Source organism: Nocardioides sp. Z24_21, from assembly GCF_058134345.1.
Window position 1 is genome coordinate 372,580 of the sequence record NZ_JBYTTH010000002.1, and the last position, 17,511, is coordinate 390,090.

Annotated in this window: 11 protein-coding genes; 7 read left to right on the forward strand and 4 right to left on the reverse strand. The window is 73.2% G+C overall.

All coding sequences use genetic code 11. The features are described from left to right. Positions 1-93: 93 nt before the first annotated feature. Positions 94-321 (reverse strand): tautomerase family protein, encoded by a 228-nt coding sequence (locus tag AC3X7Z_RS08180; RefSeq protein WP_186340022.1) that lies wholly within the window; start codon positions 319-321, stop codon positions 94-96. Positions 322-682: 361 nt separating this feature from the next. Here AC3X7Z_RS08180 and AC3X7Z_RS08185 point away from each other — a divergent pair, with 361 nt between their 5' ends. The 3 genes from AC3X7Z_RS08185 to AC3X7Z_RS08195 all read left to right on the forward strand — a co-directional run bounded on the left by AC3X7Z_RS08185 (position 683) and on the right by AC3X7Z_RS08195 (position 8,924). Beyond that, a complete protein-coding gene (locus AC3X7Z_RS08185) occupies positions 683-6,436 on the forward strand; it encodes a ThuA domain-containing protein (RefSeq protein ID WP_489976006.1) in 5,754 nt (1,917 codons plus the stop codon). Positions 6,437-6,594: 158 nt separating this feature from the next. Next, positions 6,595-8,517 carry a PKD domain-containing protein gene (locus AC3X7Z_RS08190; protein WP_489975609.1) on the forward strand — a complete coding sequence of 641 codons (1,923 nt, stop codon included), beginning with the start codon at positions 6,595-6,597 and terminating at the stop codon, positions 8,515-8,517. Next, on the forward strand, positions 8,514-8,924 hold the full coding sequence (locus AC3X7Z_RS08195) for a hypothetical protein (protein ID WP_186340025.1): 411 nt from the start codon (positions 8,514-8,516) through the stop codon (positions 8,922-8,924). Before AC3X7Z_RS08190 ends, AC3X7Z_RS08195 begins: the two co-directional genes overlap by 4 nt. Here the strand turns inward: AC3X7Z_RS08195 and AC3X7Z_RS08200 are convergent. Continuing rightward, a complete protein-coding gene (locus AC3X7Z_RS08200; protein WP_489975610.1) occupies positions 8,908-9,510 on the reverse strand; it encodes a TetR/AcrR family transcriptional regulator in 603 nt (200 codons plus the stop codon). The genes AC3X7Z_RS08195 and AC3X7Z_RS08200 overlap by 17 nt on opposite strands. Positions 9,511-9,576: 66 nt before the next feature. Here AC3X7Z_RS08200 and AC3X7Z_RS08205 point away from each other — a divergent pair, with 66 nt between their 5' ends. Continuing rightward, entirely contained in the window at positions 9,577-10,596 is a 1,020-nt protein-coding gene (locus AC3X7Z_RS08205) for a hypothetical protein (protein ID WP_489975611.1), read from the forward strand. A 3-nt stretch (positions 10,597-10,599) separates the two neighbouring features. Then, positions 10,600-12,336 carry a galactose-1-epimerase gene (locus AC3X7Z_RS08210; protein ID WP_489975612.1) on the forward strand — a complete coding sequence of 579 codons (1,737 nt, stop codon included), beginning with the start codon at positions 10,600-10,602 and terminating at the stop codon, positions 12,334-12,336. 69 nt (positions 12,337-12,405) lie between these two features. On the opposite strand, the gene AC3X7Z_RS08215 is transcribed toward AC3X7Z_RS08210, so the two are convergent. Together AC3X7Z_RS08215 and AC3X7Z_RS08220 are read right to left on the reverse strand one after the other, a co-directional pair. Next, on the reverse strand, positions 12,406-13,041 hold the full coding sequence (locus AC3X7Z_RS08215; RefSeq protein ID WP_206054484.1) for an exonuclease domain-containing protein: 636 nt from the start codon (positions 13,039-13,041) through the stop codon (positions 12,406-12,408). A gap of 62 nt (positions 13,042-13,103) precedes the next feature. After that, a complete protein-coding gene (locus tag AC3X7Z_RS08220) occupies positions 13,104-14,957 on the reverse strand; it encodes a DUF294 nucleotidyltransferase-like domain-containing protein (RefSeq protein WP_489975613.1) in 1,854 nt (617 codons plus the stop codon). Positions 14,958-15,113: 156 nt separating this feature from the next. Between AC3X7Z_RS08220 and AC3X7Z_RS08225 the strand changes: the two genes are divergently transcribed. Together AC3X7Z_RS08225 and AC3X7Z_RS08230 are read left to right on the forward strand one after the other, a co-directional pair. Next, on the forward strand, positions 15,114-17,318 hold the full coding sequence (locus tag AC3X7Z_RS08225; protein WP_489975614.1) for a carbon starvation CstA family protein: 2,205 nt from the start codon (positions 15,114-15,116) through the stop codon (positions 17,316-17,318). Next, positions 17,315-17,500 carry a YbdD/YjiX family protein gene (locus AC3X7Z_RS08230; protein ID WP_186340032.1) on the forward strand — a complete coding sequence of 62 codons (186 nt, stop codon included), beginning with the start codon at positions 17,315-17,317 and terminating at the stop codon, positions 17,498-17,500. The genes AC3X7Z_RS08225 and AC3X7Z_RS08230 overlap by 4 nt, the downstream gene beginning before the upstream one ends. Positions 17,501-17,511 lie beyond the last annotated feature (11 nt).

Genomic DNA, 17,511 nt, shown 5'->3' on the forward strand with positions numbered 1-17,511 from the left:
GCCGACACCGCGCAGCGAGGGGCCCCGCCGGAGTGATCCGGCGGGGCCCCTCGTCGCGTCGTGGGCGTCCTCGAGCGGGAGGCCGGGTGCGGCTCAGCCCCTGTCGTCGAGGGCGGCCACCACCCCGGCTCGCGACTGGTCCTCGCTCGCCAGCACGCCGCCGTTGGCGACGGTGTCGGGGGTGATCTCGCTGAAGACCATGCGGACGTCCTGGCGGCGTGCGCCGAGGATCTCCACCGCGCTGTCGGCGACGGCCTCGGCGAAGGCGCGGCGCTGCTCGACGGTGCGGCCGCGCAGCAGCTCGACGGTGATGTTGGGCATGAGGGTTCCTTCGATCGGGACGCCTGCGAGGGCAGGACGACGGACAGGCGGGTCGGGAATGTGAACAGATGTCAGCATATGGAACTCGGAACGGGGGGCACAACCGTCGTTCCGAGGGGCGGGCGCCGCCCGCCCGCCGCCTGCCCGAGCCCCACGAGGCCCGGTCGTCCACGTACGTGGACAAGTGGTCCAGATCGTCCAGAATGGTGGACGAGTTTCTTGACTCTGTGTGATGACGGTCATACGTTCGGCCCACGAGTGCCGGCGACAGCCACGCCCTCGAGTCATCCGAGCCAAGCCGAGGGATCCCGAGATGAAGCTTCGCCCTTATCTTCGCGCGCGAGCCTCACGCGTGAAGTCCATGCCCACGTCGTTCGCTCCCGCGGTGGCGCTCGCGGCCGCCCTGGCGGTCGCCGGCGGCGTGGCGCCGCCCGTCTCCGCCGCGCCGGTCGCTGCCGCCGCGCCCGCGGACGACGGCGTCCTCCGGGTGCTGCTCTTCTACAAGACCGGCTACCACGCCTCATGGGACGAGGGCGTCCAGGCCATCCGCGACCTCGCGGCCGACCTGGGCGAGGAGTACGACCAGCAGGTGCAGATCCAGGCGACGGAGGACCCCGCGGCGTTCAACACCGCCAACCTCGCCACCGTCGACACCGTCTCGTTCATGCAGACCGGCGGCGTGCTGTTCAACCTGGAGCAGCGTGCCGCGCTGGAGGAGTACATCCGCGGCGGCGGTGGCTTCACCGGCATGCACTACACCGGCTGGTCGGTGGGTCAGAGCGAGCACGACGTCAACCCGTTCTACCTCCGCCTGGTGGGCGCCATGTCCGAGGGACACCCGGAGGACCCCGGCGTGCGGCCGGGTGACGTCGTCGTCGAGGACGAGGAGCACCCGCTCACCGAGGGCCTGCCGAGCAGGGTCAACCGCCAGGACGAGTGGTACGACTGGACGGTCAACCCGGCGCCGCACGTGCGCACCCTGGTCGAGGCCGACGAGTTCTCCTACGGCATGGGTCGCCAGGGCACCACCCACCCGATCACCTGGTGCCAGGAGATCGACGACGGCCGCTCGTGGTACTCCGGGCTCGGCCACACCGAGACGTCCTACGCCGAGCCCTACATCCGCACGCAGATGAAGCACGGCCTCGCCTACGCCGCGGGTCTGCTCGAGGCCGACTGCTCGCCGCCGGTCAAGGACGAGGAGGGCTCGTGGAGCGGCGTCGTGCCGTGGCCCCTGATGCCCATCAACATGGCGCTGACCACGGACGGCAAGGTGCAGTCCTTCGGCAGCAAGGGCGGCCAGGGCGGCCCGGGCGCGTTCGACTGGACCGGCGACGAGTCGATCTACCAGGGCGGCCAGGTCGAGATCGACATCTGGGACCCGGCCGAGCCGAGGAGCATGGACATGACCCGCGCCGAGCTGCGCGCCGGGATCATCGAGAACGCCACCTACACCGACCTGTTCTGCTCCATGCAGGTGCAGAGCCCTCACACCAAGAAGGTGCTGACCGTCGGCGGCGACGACGGCCTCGGCGAGAACGCGCCCAACGACGCGTCGATGGGCGTCACCAGCTACGACACCAACAACGGCCTGCAGAACGAGGCCCCGATGCACTACGCCCGGTGGTACCCCACCGGCACGACCATGCCCGACGGCTCCGTCGTCGTCCAGGGCGGCAGCCTGAGCGGCGGCCCCGGCGGTCCGGGTGTCCTGACCCCCGAGGTCTACACCCCCGACGAGGGCGCCAGCTGGAGGCTGCTGACCGGCGCCAAGAGCGAGGCGGCCTACGGCAGGCACCAGAACCGCTGGTGGTACCCCCGGGCCTTCGTGACCCCCGGCAAGGGCACGCTGTTCAACATCACCGGCACCCAGATGTACGAGCTCGACCCCGACGGCAATGACGGCACCGGCGAGCTGACGCTGATCAGCGAGCTCCCGGCGAACATCGCCAACCAGGGCGCCCAGGGCAACCCCGTCGGCGCCACGTCGACGGCCGCGATGTACCGACCCGGCAAGATCCTGCAGGTCGGTGGCGGCTGGTGGGCCAACGGCGGCGGCCCCGACGGGGCCCGTGCCGGCTTCACCGTCGACCTGACCACTCCCGGCGGCACCGCCAGCCCGGTCATCGAGCCGACCGAGCCGATGAAGTACCAGCGGCACTGGGCCAACTCGACGATCCTGCCCGACGGCGACGTCCTGGTCACCGGCGGCAGCCGCCAGAACGCCGAGAACGGCGGCTACGTCACCAACGCCGAGATCTGGAACCCCGACACCGGGAAGTGGACCACGATCGAGGTGCCCTACGAGCACGCGCGCCTCTACCACTCCGCGGCGCTGCTCCTTCCTGACGGCCGCGTCATGATCGGTGGCGGTGGCGCCCCGGGTCCGCGCAACTACACGGACGTGGAGTACTACTCCCCGGCCTACCTGTTCGACGGCGACGAGCTCGCCGAGCGCCCGGAGATCACCGAGGCCCCCCAGGAGATCGGCTACGACGGCACGTTCCAGATCGAGGCGTCCACGCCGGTCTCGCGGGTGACCCTGGTCCGCAACGGGTCGGTGACCCACAGCTTCAACAACGACCAGAACTTCCAGGACCTCGACTTCGTCCAGGGCCCCGACGGGATCACCGTCACCTCGCCCGTGGACGCCACCTACGCCCCTCCGGGCGCCTACATGCTGTTCGTCTTCGACGAGGACGGCACCCCGTCGGTCGCCTCGATCCTCGACATCGACCCCACGGTCGCGATGGACCAGCGCACCCCGCAGGTCGTCGAGATGTTCGAGTACCCCCGCTTCCCGGGCAACGCCGGCGCGATCGCCGACATCGCCCCCGACAGCGGCCGGATGGCTCCGTGGAACGTCGACAGCCAGGTCCAGCTGGTTCCCGCCCAGCACGCCAGCCAGGGCGCGCTCGGCAAGGTGGGCTACAGCCTGGCCCTCGGCCAGTCGGGCGCGCTGTCGCGGGTCGTCCCGGGTCTCGACCCGGGCCGCGACTACCGCATCCACCTGCGCTACGCCCGCGACAGCAGGTCTGCCGCACCGGCCGGTCCCGCCAACGCGCGGGTGGCCATCGGCTCGCTCGACCACACGCTGACGGCCGGCACCGACCTGCCCTCGCAGGGCAACGGGCAGGAGGTCGTCTACGGCACCTGGGTGAGCAGCTTCACCGCGAGCAGGCGCAACGAGACGCTCCGCCTCGAGGCGGGTGACGGCGACGCCGGGATGATGATCGACAACCTCGTCATCACCGCGGTCGACCCCGGCACCGGTGACGTCGCGGTCCACTACGAGTTCGAGGAGCAGGAGGGTCGCACGGCGGCCAACACCGGCACCGACAGGTCCGTCGGGTCGGCCGAGCTGACCGGCGAGACCGGGTGGGCGGCCGACGGCGTCATCGGTGGCGCCCTCGACCTGCCGGGCGGTCCCAACGCCAACACCGCCGACCTGCCCGACAACCTGCTGCGAGGTGCGGACGACTTCACCACCTCGTTCTGGGTGCGCCCCGACACGATGGGCGACTGGATCAACCTGTTCCACATCGGTGACGGGCTCGGCGACGCCGGCAGCTTCTTCCAGATCCAGATGCGCACCAGCGGCGGCGACCGTGGCCTGGCGGCCACCTTCAAGGCCAAGGGCTCGAACCTCCAGGAGCGCGTCCAGGCGCCCGACGAGGTCGACGTGGTGCAGGGACAGTGGAACCACGTCGTCTTCACCCGCAAGGGCGCGACGGGCACGCTCTACCTCAACGGCGAGGTCGTCGCCGCGGAGGACGACCTCACCATCGACATGGGCGACGTCGGGCCCACGGCCAACAACTGGCTGGGGCGCAACGGCTACGTCGACGACCCGTCGTTCGACGGGCTGATGGACGACGTGCGGCTCTACGAGTCCACGCTGACCCAGGCCGACGTCACGTCGCTCCACGAGGAGGGCACCGCCCTCGAGACCACGACCACGCTCACGGTCACGCCCGAGTCGCCCTCCCCGTTCAACGAGCCGCTCACGGTCTCCGCGACGGTGACCGACGAGGTCCCGGGCGACCCCGAGGGCGAGGCCGAGCTCTGGGTCGACGGTGGCCGGATCGGCGTGCCGGTCGACGTCGTCGACGGTGCGGTGGCGTTCTTGCCCCTCACGCTGGGCCAGGGACAGCACGAGATCGAGGTGCGCTTCGTGGCCGGGGAGGGCTGGCGCGACTCGCAGGCCTCCACCACCCACATCGTGTCCCGGCCGCCGCCGTCCGCGGGGATCCCCGTCCACTACAGGTTCGACGAGGGACAGGGCACGTCCGTGCACAACTCCGGGATCGACGCGTCCGTTGGAGCGGCGACGCTCGTGCAGGGTGCTGGCTGGGGGACCGGGCAGTGCGCCGGTGCGGTGTCGCTCAACGGCACCGGTCACGTCAACCTGCCCAACAACATCACGGCCGGCATGGATGCGGAGTTCTCGTTGTCCACGTGGATCCGACCCACCGACCTGCCCGACTGGACCACCCACGTCCAGATCGGCAAGAGCACCCAGGAGTACCTGCTGATCCAGTCCTCGACCTTCGGTGGCGACCGCGGGTTCGCGGCCACGCTGCGCGTCGACAACGGGACCGACCACCGCATCCAGCTGCCCGGTGAGGGGGATCTTCCCCTCAACGAGTGGACGCACGTGGTGGTCACCCTCGGGCCCTCCGCGGACGGACCCGGCACGGTCGGACGGATCTACTTCGACGGCGAGCTGATGGCGCAGAACACCATCCCGGTGGACATGGGTGACGTCGGGGAGGATGGCACGACCGCCAACTTCATCGGCAACACCAGCTATCCCGACCCGAAGCCGACCGAGCTGGTCGACGACTTCCGGATCTACGGCTACGAGCTCGACGCCGACCAGGTCGCCGAGGTCGCCACCTGCCCGCCGCCCAACCGGGCGCCGGTCGGTGGCGCGGACGCCTACGGCACCGACGAGGGCACCCCCCTCACCGTCGCCGCGCCCGGCGTGCTGGGCAACGACACCGACGCGGACGAGGACAGCCTCATCGCGACGGGTCTCACCCAGCCGACCGACGGCACGGTGGTGCTGGGCGCCGACGGGTCGTTCACCTACACCCCGCGGGCCGGGTTCTCGGGCACCGACACCTTCACCTATCGGGTCAGTGACCGGATCGCGTCGTCGGCGGCGACGACGGTGACCATCACGGTGCGGAAGGCCGAGGTGCCGCCGGTCAACAGGGCTCCGGTCGGGCAACCCGACGCGTTCAACGCGGTCGAGGGCGCACCGCTGGTGCTCCCGGCGCCCGGCGTGCTGGGCAACGACACCGACGCCGACGGCGACAGCCTGAGCGCGACGGGTCTCACCCAGCCGGCCAACGGCACGGTGGTGCTGGGTGCCGACGGGTCGTTCACCTACACCCCGCGGGCCGCGTACTCCGGCACCGACACCTTCACCTACCGGGCCAGCGACGGCACCGCCACCTCGGCGACGACGACGGTGACCATCACGGTGAAGAAGGCGGCGGGCGGCGGACCGGGCCAGCCCGGTGACGGTCCGGCCACCACGGCGGTCGCGGGTGCGGCGCTGCCGGTGACCTACGGCGCAAGCGGCTCGGTGTCGGTCACGGTCTCTCCGGAGACCGCGTCCGGGACGGTCGAGCTGCGCAAGGACGGAGCCCTGGTCGCGACCGCTGCGGTCGCGGGTGGTCGTGGCACCGTGGTGCTGCCGCCGCGGTCCCTGCCGGTCGGCCAGCACGTGCTGACGCTGCGCTACGCCGGCAACGCCAGCCACCGTGCGTCGTCCGCGGACGTCACCGTCGTCGTCGACCCCGGGCCGACCCGCAAGGCGAGGTCGCGGACCGTCGTGACGATCAAGCCCGAGGTGCTCACCTGGAAGCGCGACTTCAGGGTGGTCGCCAAGGTCGCGTCGCTGCGGGGCGTGCCGGCGAGGGGCAAGGTGCAGATCCGCATCGACGGACGCCTGGTCACGGTGGCCAGGCTCGACGAGAAGGGTCGCTACGTCCTCAAGGTCGAGCGCAACCTCAAGGTCGGCAGGCACTGGGTGTCGGTCACCTACCGGGGCAACGCGAGCACCTCGGGGAGCCAGGTCCGGGAGTGGTTCTGGGTCCGCTGACCTGAGCCGCACCCGGTGCGAGACGAACGGCCCCCGCGGGACTCCGCGGGGGCCGTTCCGTCACCGGGCGTCCACAAGTGTGGACGCACTCAAGAATCCGTTCACATGGTAGGACGAGGTTCTTGACCGTGTGCCACGCGTCGCCCTAGCGTCGTGTGATGCTCACCTCACGTCGGGCCCTGCGGGCCGCTGTGACGACTGCCGTGACCGCCGTTCTCGTGCTCTCCGGCCTCGTGGCGGCCGGCGCGCTCCCGGGCTCGCCCGCGCCGGCTGCCGGCCAGGCGGCGCGCACCTGGGTCGTGGACGCGGTCGACGACGCCGACGGCAACAGCTGGCGCTCACGCGACACCGGCACGTCGCGGGTCACGATCGCGGTCGGCGACACGGTCGAGTGGCGCTTCGAGTGGCCGACGGCCCGCCAGGAGCACGACCTGACGTCGGTGGACACGCCCGCCGGCACCTGGGTGCCCCCGGTGCAGGAGTACCGCACGCCCGACGACCCGGACGGCCCGGTCCGGCACACGTTCACCGCGCCCGGCACCTACTCCTACACCTGCTCCATCCACGGCACGATGATGACCGGCACGGTCGTGGTGACCGAGTCCGGGGAGCCCGGGGGCGAGGCGCCGACGGTCGACGCGAGCGCGACCCCGACGACCGGGCCGGCGCCGCTCGACGTCGCCTTCAGCGGCTCGGCCCAGCAGGCCGGCGACGGCGAGCTGACCTACGTGTGGGACTTCGGGGACGGCGCGACCGGCGCCGGTGCCGAGCACCAGCACTCCTACGCCTCGCCCGGGCGCTACACCGCGACGCTCGCCGCCACCGACGCCGACGGAGTCACCGGGACCGACACCGTCGACATCACCGTGACCGACGCCCACGCCCACCACGAGCTGCCGCACGTCTCCGCGACGGCGACGCCGGCCTCGGGGACGGCGCCCCTCGCGGTGGCGTTCTCCGCCGAGGTGAGCACCAGCGGGCCGTTCCGGGCATTCGCCCACGGGCTCACGGCCTACCCCGAGCTCACCGGCACCGCCACGATGGTGCGCCGGCGCGGTGCCACCCACGCCTCCCTCGACGTGAGCGGACTCAAGGCCCGCGCCATGCACATGGTGCACGTGCACGAGGAGGCCTGCTCGTCCAACAACGCCGGCGCACACTTCCGGTTCGACGAGGCGCTGCCGTTCGAGGAGGCCAACGAGATCTGGCTTCCCTTCACCTCCGACGCCCACGGACGCAGCGGGCTGGTCGAGGTCGTCCAGCCCCAGCGAGCCGACGAGCAGGCGGTCTCGGTCGTCATCCACGACCCCGACAACCCCGCGCTCCGCATCGGCTGCGTCGACCTGGCGCCCAGCGTCGCCGGACTCACCTACGCCTGGGACTTCGGCGACGGCAGCACCGGCCGCGGCACCGACCCGCACCACGTCTACACCGCCAGCGGCACCCACACCGCGAAGCTGACGGTCGCCGACGGTCACGGCAACACCGACATCGCGACCGTGGCCGTGGCCGTGGCCGCGCCCCCCGGGCCGACCCCGGTCGACACCGCGGCCCCCGACACCGCCGTGAGCGGCGGGCCCGAGGGCGTGGTCCGTGCCCGGCGGGCGACCTTCACGCTGACCAGCACCGAGGCCGGCAGCACCTTCACGTGCAGCCTCGACGGCGCCGCGTGGCAGGCCTGCCCCGCGACGGCGCGCTTCACCGGCCTCGACCAGGGCCGGCACCGGCTGCTGGTGCGGGCGAGTGACGCGGCCGGCAACGCCGACGCCACCCCGGCCTCGCACGAGTGGGCCGTCGACCGCACCGCCCCGGTCGTCCGCGCCGTTCGGCCGTCGGTGACCACCGACCGCACCCCCACGCTGCGGGCCAGGGTCCGCGACGCCCACTCGTCCGTACGACGCGTCGTGCTGCAGGTCGACGGCGCCCGGGTCGCGCCGGTGCGCCACGTCGCCCGGCGCGGGCAGGTGCGGTGGACGCCGCGCCGCCCGCTCGCCCTCGGCCGGCACACCGCGCGACTCGTCGTCGTGGACGCCGCCGGCAACCGGCAGGCCGCGACCTGGACGTTCCGCGTCCGCCGATGAGGCGCGGCATCCCCGCGGACGCCGATCTCCAGTACGTTCGAGGTGGCGAGGTCGCGACGCGGCTCGACGATGGTGAGGGGACGCTGATGGTGCGGCTCGGACTGGCACTGGTCACCGTGCTCGCGGTGGCCGGGTGCGGCGCCGACGAGCTGTCGATGACCGAGGCGTGCGCGGAGGTGCGCGAGCCCGTGGAGGACGCGATGACCGCGGGTGACGTGGGGCGGGCCGCCAGCGTGCTCCGCGACGTCGCCGAGCGCGGCGACGCGGAGGTCGAGCGGGTCTTCGGCGACGCTGCCGACGCCGCCGACCACGTCGCGGAGCACGGCAACGAGGACGGCGCCCCCGCGTGGGTCACCGTGGCCTTCGGACACCTCGACGAGGCGTGCGGGGTCAACCCGGGGGACTGACCGCCCGCTGGGCGAGCGCCTCGAGGTGCAGGTCCAGCACCGCCTGCATCCCCGACACGGAGGCGGCGTCGGGTCGCAGCGCGGCGTGCACCGCGAGCCCGTCGACGAGCGCGAAGAGCCTCTCGGCCTCGAGGTCGACGACCTCCGGCGAGGCGTCCGACAGCAGTGCGCCCGCCCACCGGTGGCACGCCGCCCGCAGCCGGTCGAAGGCGTCGTCGCGCAGCGCCCGCAGGTCGTCGTCGACCATCGCCCTGACCGAGAACGCCAGCCACACCTCGTTCTCGACCGCCCGCTCCGGATCGAGCGGCAACAGCTGGGCCAGCGCGGTCTTCGCGGCCGCGAGGCGGTCGTCGGGCAGGTCGAGCGCGGCCACGCGGGCCTCCAGCCGCTCGATGACCAGGTGCATCGCGAACCGCAGGAGGTCGGACTGGCTGGCGAAGTAGTGGCGCAGTGACCCGGTCGACAGCCCGGCCTCGCGCGCCACGTTGCGGACCGAGGCCTGCTCCACCCCCTCGTCGCGGACGACCCGCCACACCGCCGCGGCGAGCTGGCGGCGGCGCTCCTCACGATCGACGGCTCGGGGCACGGCTCTGTGTATCACACCTGTGCTAGCGTGCGTTCTATCACAGTCGTAATAGAACGGGGGTCGGCGATGAGTCTCGACACGAGACCTGACACCAGGACGGCCGCGCCGCGGGGGCGTCGGGCACTGGCGACGGTGGTCGCCCTGTGGCTCGCGGCCAACGCGTACGTCTGGCTCGCCGCGCCGGGGTCGCTGCCGTTCGACTGGCCCGCGCGCGCCGGGCTGAGCACCGGCGACGTCCTCCTCGAGACCAACGTGGGCCTGCTCCAGGTGCTGGTGCTGATGCTCGTGGTGAGGTGGCTGACCCGCCGTCGCACCGACCCCGGGGTCGCCGCGCGCGCGCCGGAGCGCAGGCAGGCGTGGCGGGAGACCCTCGGCCTGCTCGGTTACGGCGCGTGCGGGCTGGCGGGGGGCCACCTCCTGGCGAGCGCGATGGGGTGGAGCCCGTTCGGGCTGCACCTCGCGGGGACCCTGTTCGGCACGCACGCGCACGTGGAGCCGCTCGAGGCGCTGGCGTGGGCGGCCTACAACCTCGCGGTCTACGCGATCGTCCCGCTCGCCTGGTTCGGCCGGCGCTACAGCGCCACGTCGCTCGGCCTGAGGTCGTCGGACCGTCGCAACGACCTGCTCGTGGTGGCCGTCGTCCTCGCCCTCGAGACCTGCTCCCAGGTCCTCGTGCTCCGGCCGGACAGCCTCGACCTCCCGGCGGGCGTCCTGGTGCGGGGAGCCGCCCTGACGTTCGTGCTCTACCTGCTCGGCACCGGGCTGCCGGCGATGGTGTTCCTCTACGCGATCCTGGTCCCGCGGTTCCTCCGCCTCACCGGGTCGGTGACCGCGACGGTGCTGTGCGGCGGCCTCACCTATGCGGCGCTGCACGTGTGGGACGCCTGGGCGGTCCTGGACTCGCCGCGGTCCGCCCTGCTCTCCCTGGTCTTCGTGGTGCTCACCTACCTGGCGCCCGGGATGTTCAAGACCTACCTCACGGTGCGCACCGGCAACGCGTGGGTCCACCTGTGGGCCTACCACGCGTTCGCCCCGCACACGCTGGTCGACACCCCCCACGTCGTGCATGTCTTCCGGCTGTCCTGATCGGTGCGCCGGCTCCCTCCGACGCACCAGGGCTGGCCGCAGTGGGCCTCGCGGGTGCACGCCGAGCTCGAGGTGGCGTCGATGATGTCGCTGTCCGTCTACTCCGACGACGTCGCGGTCGGCCAGGCGATCGCCGCCCACCTGGCGCTGGTGACCGAGGCCGAGCGCCAGATCGACCAGCTCGGCCTCGGGATGCACGACCGGCTCGTCATCGGGCAGGCCCTGGGGATCCTGATGGAGCGGCTCGACGTCACCGCCGACCAGAAGGTCGTCGACGTGGCGGCAGGCATCACCCGCACCCGCAGGCTGGTCGACCTCGAGTCGTCGCCGGGGGTGGACTCGCCGTTCGGTCGGCTGGTGGGCACCGACGGCCAGGGTCCGCGCCGGACGCCGCGGTGGGCGGCCGGTGCAGGGGAGCATAGGGGCCGCGCGCCGCGCTGTCCGGCGAACCGGCAAACTGTCGCGATCCTCCGGCGCGGCGCGCGGTCTGCCGTGCCCGGTTCCCGCCAGCCCCCCGGCCCGGCGGGGTCCCGGATCCAGCCCCCCATGCGGGCACGACCGTACGTCGCGACGGCGCGTGCCGCCGGGCTTTGCCCACAATCCACCCCCAAGGGGGGACTTCCGGACTGCGGGACCGGCGGGGCGCGCCCCTGGAGCCGGGGCGCGATGCCCGAGGATGGGGGCGTGAGCGACGACACGCACGACCGGGTGTTCGGCCGGATGCCCGACGGGCGCGAGGTGCGCCTGTTGACGATCGGGGCCGCGCCGGGGCCCGTGGTGGAGGTGCTCACCCTGGGTGCCACGGTCCACCGGCTGGTGGTCGGGTGCGGCGACGGCGAGCGGCGCAACGTCGTGCTCGGCCACCCCGACGTCGAGGAGCGGCTCGCGAGCAGCGACTACGTGGGGGGCACCATCGGTCGCTACGCCAACCGGATCGCCGCGGGAAGGTTCGTGCTCGACGGCCGCGAGGTCGAGGTGCGCACGCACGACCGCGGCAACAGCCTGCACGGCGGCCCCGACGGGTTCGACGTACGCCTGTGGGACGTCGAGTCGCACGACACCCACGAGGCGGTGCTCACGCTGGTGAGCCCCGACGGCGACCAGGGCTTCCCCGGGGAGGTGTCGGTGCGGGTGCGCTACCGCGTCGAGGGCGACGCGGTGCGGGTGGCGATGCACGCGACGACCGACGCCCCCACCGTCGTCAACCTGACCAACCACGCCTACGTCAACCTCGACGGCGAGGGGGCGGGGACGATCGACGGCCACGAGCTGACGGTGGAGGCCGACGCCTACACGCCGGTGGACGACAGCGGGATCCCGCTCGGCGACCACGCCCCGGTGACCGGCACCCCGTTCGACCTGCGCCGCCCGGCGGTGCTCGGGCCGGTGCTGCGGGCCGAGCACCCCCAGATGGTCGCGACCCGCGGCCTCGACCACAACTACGTCGTGCGCGGCACCGGGCTGCGCCGGGCCGCGGTGCTCACCTCCCCGGCGACCCGCACGAGCGTCGAGGTGTGGACCGACCAGCCCGGCGTGCAGGTCTACACCGGCAACGTCCTCGACGGCACCCGCCGCTCGACCCGCCGCGGCCGCTACCGCCAGGGCGACGGCGTCGCGCTCGAGCCGCAGCTGTTCCCCGACTCGCCCAACCGGCCCGAGTGGCCGTCTGCCGTGCTGCGGCCGGGGGAGACCTACCGCGCGACGCTCGAGTGGCGCTTCGCGCCCGGCGCCTCCGCCTGAGCGCGCGGGATCGCGGACGAGCTGGTGCCGGTCGCGGAGCCGTCGGTCGCCGGCTGAGGCCCGGGACCGCTACCCGGACCGCTTCGGCTGCAGGTCGCGCAGCAGCACCTCGCGGCCCAGCCGCTGCTCGAGCTCGGCGACCTGCGCGAGGAGCAGCTCGGCCGCGGCGATCGCGTCGGTCAGGGCGTCGTGGGCGGCGTAGCGGGGGAGCCCGTAGGTGCGGCGGGCCGCGTCGAGCCGCAACGAGCCCTGCACCTCCCCGTGCACGTCGGCACGCAGCCGGTGCTCGAGGGCGAGGGTGTCCACCACGGTCAGCGGTGCCCGGGCGCCGTACGCCGCCAGCGTGGCCGCGGCGACGAACCCCACCTCGATCGGCGCGTGGTGGGCGAGCAGCACCCGGCCGTGCAGGTCGGCGAGCAGCTGCGGCAGGACGTCAGCCACCGCGGGGGCGTCGGCGAGCCCGTCGTCGGTCAGGCGGTGCCACGTGGCCGAGGCACCCACGCCCACGCCGTCGGGAGGACGTACGCGGTGCTCGCGCGCGTCGGCGAGCCGTACGCGTCCGCCCGCCAGGGGCACCCACCCGAGCGAGAGCAGGTGGTCGGTGCGCGGGTCGAGGCCGGTCGTCTCGACGTCCAGCGCGAGGAGCTCGAGCCGCGACACCGGCGTCGCGGCAGGTGGGGCGGGCGCCGCCGCGAGCTCGCGCACCGGGCCCGGCGGATAGCGATCCGGCCCGCGCGGGCGGCGGGCCAGGAGGGGACGGAGCGCCCTCACTCGAACCCCGGCGGCAGGCGGCTGGACAGGGTCTGCTGCGCGGACCGGACGATCTCGAAGGCGTCGCGCAGGTGGCGGCGCTGCCACTGCGTCAGGTCGGCGGGGCGCACGTTGTTGTCGGGCGTCTCGCCGGCCGCCACCTGCGCCGCCTGATGGTGCAGGCGCAGGTGGCTCATCAGCTCGAGCGCGTCGGCGAGCTCGGTCGCGGCGTCCCGGTCGAGGACGCCCCCCGCGACCGCGGCCTCGAGCCGGCGTCGCGTCGTGAGGGCGGGCGACCCCGCGCGGAGGGCATGGATGCGGGCCAGCTGCACGACCGCGGCGATGGGGCGCTTGATGTCGAGGGTGTCGCGGTGCTCGCCGTGGCGCTCCAGCACGAGTCCGCGGAAGAAGCCGAGCGGTGGGCGCATCGACAGCGCCTGCCGCGACAGGTGGCCGAGCAGGCGTGGGGAGGCGGTCCGCACCGACGCGCGGTGCACCTGCTCGGCGAGCCGCCGCTCGCCCGCGAGGTGGCGCATGTCGTGGAAGATCGCCGCGCGCAGCACGGCGTCGGGGTGCGGCTCGCGCGACCACCGGGTGAACTGGTCCTGCCACTGCGCGACGCTCAGCCGCCACTGGGGGTTGGTGGCCATCACCTCGCCCGGGCAGCGCGGCCAGCCGCACTCCTCGAGCGCAGCGGTGACCCGTGCGGCGAGCTCGGCGAACCAGGCGGCGCCCGCGTCGTCCGGCTCGTGGGCGAGCACGATCGCGTGGTCCTGGTCGGCGGTGAACCCCTCCTCGTCGCGGGCGGCCGAGCCGAGCACGACCCAGCTGTAGGGCACCGGCGGCGGCCCCAGCTCGTCCTCGACCAGCGCGAGCACCCGGCGTCGGACGGCGTCGCCGAGGGCGGTCGCGACGCGGCCGACGTCCGCGGCGGTGACGTCGCGCTCCACGAGCCGGCCGAGCACGGCGCGGATGCCGGGCGCCTCGGCGACGACGCCGGGGAGCGTCGTCTGCCCGCCGATCGCCGCGGCCAGGTGGACGGGGTCGGCGTTCTCGAGCCGGACCAGGTCGGTGGTGGTCACCAGGCCGATCGGCCGTCCGGCGTCGTCGGTGAGCGGGAGGTGGTGGATGTCGCGGGCGACCATCTCCAGCAGCGCCTCGAACGCCGGCGCGTCGGGGGACAGCGTGGCCGGGTCGGGGGTCATCACCGCGCGCACCGGCGTGTGCGGCGGCACGTCGGCGGCGAGCACGCGGTTGCGCAGGTCGCGGTCGGTCACGATGCCGAGCAGCTCGTCGTCCTCGACGACCAGGACGCTGGAGACCCCGGCGCGCGACATGGTGCCCGCGGCGTCGCGCACCGGCGTGCCGGGAGCCGTGGTCACCGCGGGCCGGGTGACAAGGTCGCCGACGCGGGTGCCCAGCGCGGTGCTGCCCGACGTCGCCCGCCGGAGGTTGCGGATCGCCCGCGTGAGCCGCGTGTGGTGGGTGGCGGCGTAGAAGGCGGCGACGTCGGGGTGCGCGCGGCACAGCTCGTCGAACGCCGCCGGCTCCAGGACCAGCAGCAGCGTGTCCTCGACGGCGGTGCAGCGGTGGCGCGTGGGCCGGTGCTCGAGCAGCGAGCTCATCCCGAACGCCTCGCCGGTGCCGATCCGGTCGACCAGCCCGCCGGCCTCGTCGCACACCTCCACGGCGCCCGAGCGCACGACGTAGAGGCCCTCGCCCGGCTCGCCGACGTCGAGGACGACGGTGCCGCGCCTGGCGTAGCGCGCGGTGCACCGGCGGGGGAGACCGGCCAGGTCGCCCGGGGGCAGCCCGTCGAAGGGCGCGTGGCCCGCCAGGAAGTCGCGGACCTCGGCGAGCTCGACCTCCATGGCGCCCATCGTGGCACCGATCCGTCGTGAGGTGGTCCGATCGGCGGGGTGGGTTCGCCGTGGCGGACACCTTGCGGTGGGGTCGGCCGGCGGGGTAGTCATTCGGGGGAAGGCTCGCGGCCCGCCGGGGCGCGCCTGAGCACGGAGGAGTCGCGCATGGCCACGCAGTCGACCAGCACGCCCCGATCGCCGTCACCGCCGAGCGGTCGGTCCCGGATGAGCGCGAAGGCCATCGTGGTGTGGGGCGCGGTCGCCGTCGTCGGCGCCGTCTGCTGGAGCGTCCTGGCGCTCTCCCGCGGGGAGGAGGTCTCGGCCCTCTGGATCCTCTTCGCGGCCCTGTCCTCCTACGCGATCGCCTACCGCTTCTACTCCCGCTTCATCGCCTACCGGGTGCTGGGCGTCGACGACACCCGGGCCACCCCGGCCGAGCGGCACGACAACGGCCGCGACTTCGACGTCACCGACCGGCACGTGCTCTTCGGCCACCACTTCGCCGCCATCGCCGGGGCCGGCCCGCTGGTCGGCCCGGTCCTCGCCGCCCAGATGGGCTACCTGCCCGGCACGATCTGGATCATCGTCGGGGTCATCTTCGCCGGGGCGGTGCAGGACATGGTCGTCCTCTTCTTCTCGATGCGCCGCGACGGCAAGAGCCTGGGCCAGATGGTGCGCGAGGAGATCGGCCTGGTCGGCGGCATCGCCGCGCTGATCGCGGTCTTCGCGATCATGATCATCATCCTGGCGGTGCTCGCGCTGGTGGTCGTCAACGCGCTGGCCGAGTCGCCGTGGGGCGTGTTCTCGATCGGGCTGACGATCCCGATCGCGCTGTTCATGGGCTACTACCTGCGCGTGCTGCGCCCGGGACGGGTCTCGGAGGTCACGGCGATCGGTGTCGCCCTGCTGCTCCTCGCGATCATCGGCGGCGGCTACGTCGAGCAGATGGGCCTCGAGGAGGCGCTGACGCTGACCAAGGAGCAGCTGACGATCGGCCTGGTGGTCTACGGCTTCGTCGCCTCGATCCTGCCGGTCTGGATGCTGCTCACGCCTCGCGACTACCTGTCGACCTTCATGAAGATCGGCGTGATCGTGCTGCTCGCCATCGGCCTGGTGCTCGCCGCGCCGGTGCTGCAGCAGGAGGCGGTGACCGACTTCGCCGTCGACGGCGACGGGCCGGTGTTCGCCGGCAAGCTGTTCCCGTTCGTGTTCATCACCATCGCGTGCGGCGCCCTGTCGGGCTTCCATGCCCTCATCTCGTCGGGCACCACGCCCAAGATGGTGGCCAAGGAGAGCCAGGTCCGGATGATCGGCTACGGCGGGATGCTGATGGAGTCGTTCGTCGCGATCAGCGCCCTCATCGCCGCCTGCGTGATCGACCCCGGTCTCTACTTCGCGATGAACAGCCCGGCCGGCGCCACCGGGGCCGACCCGGCCACCGCCGCGGAGTTCGTCTCGGGTCTCGGCTTCAGCCTCACCCCCGACCAGCTCACCGCGGCTGCCGCGGCGGTGGAGGAGCAGACGCTCATCTCCCGCACCGGCGGCGCACCGACGCTCGCGCTCGGCATCTCGCAGATCTTCACCGAGGCGTTCGGCGGCGGGCTCGCCGCCTTCTGGTACCACTTCGCGATCATGTTCGAGGCGCTCTTCATCCTGACCGCGGTCGACGCCGGCACGCGGGTCGGGCGCTTCATGCTCCAGGACACCGTCGGCAACCTGTGGCCGCGCTACGCCGACCTCTCCTGGAAGCCCGCCGCGTGGTCGGCGAGCGCGGTGGTGGTCGGGCTGTGGGGCTACATGCTCTACGTCGGGGTGACCGACCCGCTCGGCGGCATCAACCAGCTGTTCCCGCTCTTCGGCATCGCCAACCAGCTGCTCGCGGCCATCGCGCTGACGCTGTGCGTGACGTTGCTGATCAAGCACGGCAAGGTGAAGTGGGCCTGGGTGCCGGGGATCGGTCTGGCGTGGGACCTGGTCACGACGATGACCGCCAGCTACCAGAAGGTGTTCTCCGACAACCCGGCCATCGGCTACTTCACCCAGCGCGAGCGCTACGCGGACGCCCTCGACGCCGGCGAGCTGCTCGCCCCCGCGACCGACGTCGACCAGATGGAGCAGGTGGTCTTCAACTCCACGGTCAACGGCACGCTGCAGGCGCTCTTCGCGCTCCTGGTGATCGTGGTGGTCCTCAACGCCTTCGTCATCTGGGCCAAGGCGGTGCGCTCCGGCGGCCTGCCCACCACGGAGGTGCCGTGGCACGAGTCCCACCTGGTCCAGCCCTCCGACTTCATCGCCACCGCCGAGGAGAAGGAGGCGGTGCGCGAGTGGGAGGCCACCGGCCGCGGCGCCGAGGCGGGGAGCCACCGGTGACCCGGGTGGCGGAGGCGGCGCGCACGCTGCGGCGCTACGTCCGCGAGCTCACCGGGGAGGCCCGGTGGGACGACTACGTCGCGGAGTGCGCGGCCTTCGGCGAGCCGCCGATGTCGCGGCGCGAGTTCGAGCGGCGCCGCGACCACGAGCGCGAGCACCAGGCGGGCGGACGCTGCTGCTGAGCCCCGCGTCC

Excerpts from the sequence above, each read along its gene's own strand:
- AC3X7Z_RS08180 (WP_186340022.1), bottom strand. The coding sequence starts at position 321 with ATGCCCAACATCACCGTCGAGCTGCTGCGCGGCCGCACCGTCGAGCAG.
- AC3X7Z_RS08220 (WP_489975613.1), bottom strand. The coding sequence starts at position 14,957 with ATGGAGGTCGAGCTCGCCGAGGTCCGCGACTTCCTGGCGGGCCACGCG.
- AC3X7Z_RS08205 (WP_489975611.1), top strand. The coding sequence starts at position 9,577 with ATGAGTCTCGACACGAGACCTGACACCAGGACGGCCGCGCCGCGGGGG.
- AC3X7Z_RS08185 (WP_489976006.1), top strand. The coding sequence starts at position 683 with ATGCCCACGTCGTTCGCTCCCGCGGTGGCGCTCGCGGCCGCCCTGGCG.
- AC3X7Z_RS08225 (WP_489975614.1), top strand. The coding sequence starts at position 15,114 with ATGGCCACGCAGTCGACCAGCACGCCCCGATCGCCGTCACCGCCGAGC.
- AC3X7Z_RS08195 (WP_186340025.1), top strand. The coding sequence starts at position 8,514 with ATGAGGCGCGGCATCCCCGCGGACGCCGATCTCCAGTACGTTCGAGGT.
- AC3X7Z_RS08190 (WP_489975609.1), top strand. The coding sequence starts at position 6,595 with ATGCTCACCTCACGTCGGGCCCTGCGGGCCGCTGTGACGACTGCCGTG.